The sequence below is a fragment of the Flavobacterium sp. FPG59 genome (assembly GCF_002150205.1).
In the GTDB taxonomy this organism is placed as follows: Bacteria; Bacteroidota; Bacteroidia; order Flavobacteriales; family Flavobacteriaceae; genus Flavobacterium.
This window is the reverse complement of record NZ_MTCA01000198.1, coordinates 1-5,650: the sequence shown is the minus strand read 5'-3', so window position 1 is coordinate 5,650 and position 5,650 is coordinate 1. Positions and strand designations below refer to the sequence as shown.

Genomic DNA, 5,650 nt, shown 5'->3' with positions numbered 1-5,650 from the left:
GATATAAAGTGAAAGGTTATTAGCAGCCTATCACCACACGTACAATTTTGAAATAAACAAAAAATACAAAACATAAAAGTTCAAGGTGATATACGGTACAAAAAAAGGGTTTAACTCTACTACAGTTAAACCCTTTTAAATAATTAGCAATGCTATTTATTTCTTATAATACTTTCTATATTTTGGATAGGATAAAGCACCAAATAATGCAATGCCTCCAATTGTATACCAAATCCAACTTAGTGAATGAGCTTCGCCACTTGCATACGAGTGTAATCCTACTAAGTGGAAATTCACTCCGTAATACGTAAACAATGTAGAGATAAAAGCAAACATACTCATAAGATTAAAAAACCATTTACCACGCAATGCAGGAACAAAACGAGCATGAATTACAAATGCATAAACCATAATGGTAATCAAAGCCCAAGTTTCTTTTGGGTCCCATCCCCAATACCTACCCCAACTTTCATTGGCCCATTGTCCTCCCAAAAAGTTACCAATGGTAAGCATGATAAGTCCAATTGTAAGCGCCATTTCATTTATATAAGTAATTTCTTGAATGTTTAAATCCATTTTTACTTTATTCTTTTCATTGGTAAACATAATTAGCAATAATGCTACAGCTCCCAGAATCATTCCTAAAGCTAATGGACCATAACTTCCTACGATCACCGCAACGTGAATCATTAACCAATACGAGTTCAAAACAGGTTGTAGGTTGGCAATTTCGGGATCAATCCAGTTCAAGTTTGCTGCAAATAAAATCATTGCAGTTACAAATGCTGAGGAAGCCACAGTAAGTTTTGATTTACGGTCAAATGCCAATCCAAAAAACATTGTTGCCCATGCAATATAAATGATAGATTCATAAGCATTACTCCAAGGTGCATGTCCAGAAATATACCATCTTGCAATTAAACCTACTGTATGTAAAACAAAAAGTAAACCAATTATTATATGCATCCCATTTACAGAAAACTGCAACCACTTACGTTCTTTAAAAATTTGTAAAATGGTGAAAAACAACATTGCAATAGCAGCTAAAATATACCAAGTGGTCAATTTACTAAAAATATCGTATTTGTTATACAATACCTCTGATGTAATTCTGTCCTCACTTGGTCTTACTTTACTACCAAAACGTTTTTGAAAACCAGTAATACTTTCTACTAATTCATCAGCAGTTTTAAAATCTCCTGACGTAGATGCCGTTGCTAATGAACCAAAATACAAAGGCAACACATTTTTAGTATATGTGGCTTCCATACCTTGAAAACCAGCCTCATTCAATTCTAAAAAGGAAACCCACTTATTGTTTTTATCCTCTGGAATCGGGAAAATTTTCAGGATACGACCACTCAATGCAGACTCCATAAGATTTACCCTTTTGTCTGTATCGATAAAATCTTTTTCAAATTGATTGGGATTAGCCGCTTTATAGGACTCGTCTAGGTATTTAGAAAGTTTGTAATTCCCTTTTTCGTCAAAAAATGCCACAAAAGGTGCAACCTTTGCTTTGCTATCAACCCCAATTATTTTTCTTATACTATCGTTTCCTTTTCTTAAATGAATGATAGGAATCTCAATCCAATAACTAGCATACTGAGTTATAGATAAGAAAACTTGATCTGAATTCATATCATTATAAGAATCACTTTGGCTTACTTTTCGCAACAATTCTGATGAAAAAGTGTTGATTGGTTTCATTCTTCCACCACCATCTTGAATCACTAATCTACCAAATTTTGCGGCATGAGCCTCAGAAACCTTATATTTTGTTATTAAAGCCAGTAATTCCTCTTGGCTTAATTTTTTCTTAGAATGACTGCTGTGTTGTGCTGGTTTTTCACTAGTAGTTGCTTTACTTGCAGGAGCTTCAGTATGTGCGTGACCTTCATGTTCAGCATGGTCGTGTTCTTGAGCCATACCGCTCATACTAAAAAACAAAAGGCAAACCCCTAGCAATTTTGCTTTTTTGGATTTTACTACATCCAATTTTCTTTTTAGATCAGCAAATCTTGAATATTTAGTAAACATAATGGCCATCATAGCAAAATACAACATAAAATAACCGATATACGTTAATAAAGTACCCCAAAAATCATGGTTTACGGATAAAATAGTTCCTTTTTCATCCGGGTCAAATCCCGATTGAAAAAAACGATACCCTTCATAATCTAAAACATTATTCATATAAATTCGGGCATCAAATGGCTCTTTATCTTGAACCGTTACTTTACTTTCAAAAGAGGAATAACTTTTCTCTGTTCCAGGGTATTTTTGCGCAATAAAATCATTCAATTTTATTTTAAAAGGTAATACATAGGCTTTGCTTCCGTAGAAAAACGAATAATCTATTTTTCCAATTTTAACCGTTTTAGACTCCCCTACTTTACCTTTGGTTCCTAAAAGAGTAACTGTTTTTTCCTGACCTTCTGCTTTTATTTTAAATGTAATAGCATCTTCATGAGTTTTAGCCTTAAAATCATTATCCGATTCGTAGTCTATTACTCCTTTTACGGCAGGATCAGGAAATACAAAACGCATTTCGCCTATGCTGTATAAAGAACGCATCATTAAGGGTTGTGCATTATCCTTGGTCACTTTACCTTGTAACTTATCGGCCATGCGCATAAAATTCCCTTCAAATGGGGTTTGAATGGTGTATTCCTTTCCAGTTGTTGTAATATTAATAGCTCCATCAGTGAATTTATTAAGTGAAAACAAAACGTTATGAATGTTTTGAATATCACCTTCTTTCAGGAAATGTTCGTGCCTGCCACCATCACCAGCTTCAACAATTTTTAAGTATACAACCCCCTTAGAATCAGGCTTTATAATTTCCTTGGCACCCATTACAAAGCTTTCATATTCTACTTCAAATGGGGTGTCGGCAAATTTTCCAGTAATATTAAAATCATTATTTGTAACAGGTGAAAGTAAAACTTGTTTTTCAAAAACCCTACGCTTCATTTCTCCTTTATATTCGCCATCAACAAAGACGGTAAGAAACGTTTTCTCTGAAAAAATCTGATTTTCAGCAGCTCCTTCACGTATAGGCATTACTCCTTCATAACTAATGTATCTTGTTACAAAAGCACCTAAAATGATGAAAATAAAAGACAAATGGAGCAACAAGGTAGCCCACTTTTCTTTTTTTAATAATTGATATCGCTTGATGTTACCAATAAAATTAATCACAAAAAAGACATGAATGGCCTCAAACCACCAAGCATTGTAAATCAAGATTTTTGCAGTGTCTGTATTGTATTTACTTTCTATAAAAGTTCCGGTACCCATAGCAACTGCATATGCTATAAACAAGAAAGCCATCAAACGTGTAGAAAACAAAAAAGAAACTATTTTTTTTTCCATTTTTAGGAGATTATGTTTTGTAAAATTGCCACAAAAGTACTTAAAAATGTTGAGTACTTTTAGCTGACATTTGTTAATTAAATCAAAATTAAGGAGGTGTTAAGAGATAAAAACATTTATTTTCGGTTTCAAACTGTTACATTTTTACAGTAATCTCCAATCGATTTTTATTTATATTTTTTTTTCTAATTTTGTATGATGCATAAAGTAGTTATTATAGGTTCTGGAAATGTAGCTCAACATTTAATTGAGGCTTTTCAAGTTGAGGAACAAAACAAAGAAATTGAATTAATACAAGTCTACACAAGACAAAAATCAGCACTGTCGCACCTACTGTCTTGGAATCAAATTACAGATGATTTTAATTCCCTTGCCGAGGCTGATGTATACATTATATGTGTTGCCGATGATGCTATTGAAGAGGTTTCAGCAAAGCTCCCTTTTAAAAACCGATTAGTAGTACATACATCAGGTAGCATTCCACTTACCGCAATCCATGAAGACAATAGAAAAGGTGTTTTTTATCCCTTACAAACTTTTACAAAAAATAAAAAAGTTGACTTTTCTAAAATACCCATTTGTCTTGAAAGTGAAAACGCACCAGATTATCATATACTTCTTAAAATAGCACAATCTATTTCTAAAAAAGTGTATGCAATCAATTCAGAACAAAGAAGAGCATTGCATGTTGCTGCCGTATTTGCCAATAATTTTACCAATCATTTGTTCCAAATTAGCCAAGAAATTTGTCAGGACAACCAAATTCCTTTTGAAATTTTGAAGCCGTTAATTTTTGAAACTGTTGATAAGCTTGAAATTTTAACTCCACAAGAAGCCCAAACTGGGCCTGCAAAAAGGAACGACCAAAAAACCATTGAAGCGCATGAAACTTTTTTGGCACACAAAAAATATTTAAACATTTATAAAATTCTAACCCAATCTATACAAGAAAATGTCAAAAAGTTATAAGGAAATAATGAATGATATCACTACATTTATTTTTGATGTAGATGGTGTACTTACCGATGGATCTGTTTTTGTGACCAATGAAGGTGAAATGTTAAGAACAATGAACATTCGCGATGGATATGCCATGAAAGCGGCTGTAGAAAGCGGATATAAGGTATGTATCATTTCTGGCGGAAGTAACGAAGGTGTTCGAGTACGCTTGCGAAATCTAGGTATAACCGATATTTATTTGGGCACAACTAATAAAGTGGAAACCTTTAATGAATATGCCGGTTTGTACCAAATAAAACCTGAAAACGTATTATACATGGGTGATGATATTCCAGATTATCATGTGATGAAATTAGTAGGTTTGGCTACCTGCCCGCAAGATGCTAGTCCTGAAATAAAAACCATTTCAGGCTATATATCTCATAAACATGGCGGTAAAGGAGCTGTACGTGATGTAATAGAACAAGTTATGAAAACTCAAGGAAAATGGAATACCCATTTTGAAGGTAATCATGATTAGTTAATACTATTTTTTTTACTCATACTTAATGAAATCAATTTAGTTTTAAAATGATTTTAAACGTAAAATTATGCACTATTTAAAACTCATTCGATACCAAAATCTCTTAATGCTTGCTTTGATGCAACTGGTTTTTAGATTTGGATATTTTCAATTCGAAAATGTAACATTGGCACTCAAAGATTGGCAATACCTTTTGCTTGTTCTATCTTCTGTATGTATTGCAGCAGGTGGCTATGTGATAAATGATATTTTTGATCAAGGTACAGATGCCATCAACAAACCCAGTAGAATGACCGTTGGAAAAAGCATTTCAGAATCTCAAGCTTACAATTTATATGTGGGACTCACAATTGTGGGTGTAGGAATAGGTTTTTATCTTTCAAATGTAATATCTAAACCTGGTTTTGCCTCAATTTTTGTACTGATCGCAGCTACGCTCTACCTTTATGCAACAAGTTTAAAGCAAATGTTATTAATAGGCAATGTAATTGTAGCACTTTTATTGTCTTTTAGTGTTGTAATTATAGGTGTTTTTGATCTATATCCCGCCACCGGACCTGATAATAAACAGCAAATGGGTATCTTATTTTCAATACTTCTTGACTACGCTGTCTTTGCTTTTATGATTAATTTTATGAGAGAAATTGTCAAAGATATTGAGGATAATGACGGTGATTTTAATCAAGGTATGTACACTTTACCTATTGCAATAGGAAAATCTAGAGCTGCAAAAACTGTTTTTGCCCTAAGCTTTATTCCTCTTGCAACCATTTTATACTATATTAATAG

Annotated in this window: 4 protein-coding genes; 3 read left to right on the top strand and 1 reads right to left on the bottom strand. The window is 33.2% G+C overall.

Going from position 1 to position 5,650, the window contains the following annotated elements; translation table 11 throughout:
* Window positions 1–156: 156 nt before the first annotated feature.
* Window positions 157–3,378: a cytochrome c biogenesis protein CcsA gene (ccsA, locus tag FPG59_RS13275; RefSeq protein ID WP_086455069.1), complete on the bottom strand. Its 3,222-nt coding sequence runs from the start codon at window positions 3,376–3,378 to the stop codon at window positions 157–159.
* A 195-nt stretch (window positions 3,379–3,573) separates the two neighbouring features.
* Here ccsA and FPG59_RS13270 point away from each other — a divergent pair, with 195 nt between their 5' ends.
* The 3 genes from FPG59_RS13270 to FPG59_RS13260 form a co-directional block, all read left to right on the top strand.
* Window positions 3,574–4,347 carry a Rossmann-like and DUF2520 domain-containing protein gene (locus tag FPG59_RS13270; protein ID WP_369596821.1) on the top strand — a complete coding sequence of 258 codons (774 nt, stop codon included), beginning with the start codon at window positions 3,574–3,576 and terminating at the stop codon, window positions 4,345–4,347.
* Window positions 4,331–4,858 (top strand): HAD family hydrolase, encoded by a 528-nt coding sequence (locus FPG59_RS13265; protein ID WP_086455068.1) that lies wholly within the window; start codon window positions 4,331–4,333, stop codon window positions 4,856–4,858. Before FPG59_RS13270 ends, FPG59_RS13265 begins: the two co-directional genes overlap by 17 nt.
* Window positions 4,859–4,928: 70 nt before the next feature.
* The coding region (locus FPG59_RS13260; RefSeq protein WP_140344663.1) for a geranylgeranylglycerol-phosphate geranylgeranyltransferase at window positions 4,929–5,650 on the top strand (722 nt) is incomplete at its 3' end.

What these genes read in the sequence shown, in the direction of transcription:
- ccsA (WP_086455069.1), bottom strand. Translation starts at nt 3,378, where the DNA reads ATGGAAAAAAAAATAGTTTCTTTTTTGTTTTCTACACGTTTGATGGCT.
- FPG59_RS13270 (WP_369596821.1), top strand. Translation starts at nt 3,574, where the DNA reads ATGATGCATAAAGTAGTTATTATAGGTTCTGGAAATGTAGCTCAACAT.
- FPG59_RS13265 (WP_086455068.1), top strand. Translation starts at nt 4,331, where the DNA reads ATGTCAAAAAGTTATAAGGAAATAATGAATGATATCACTACATTTATT.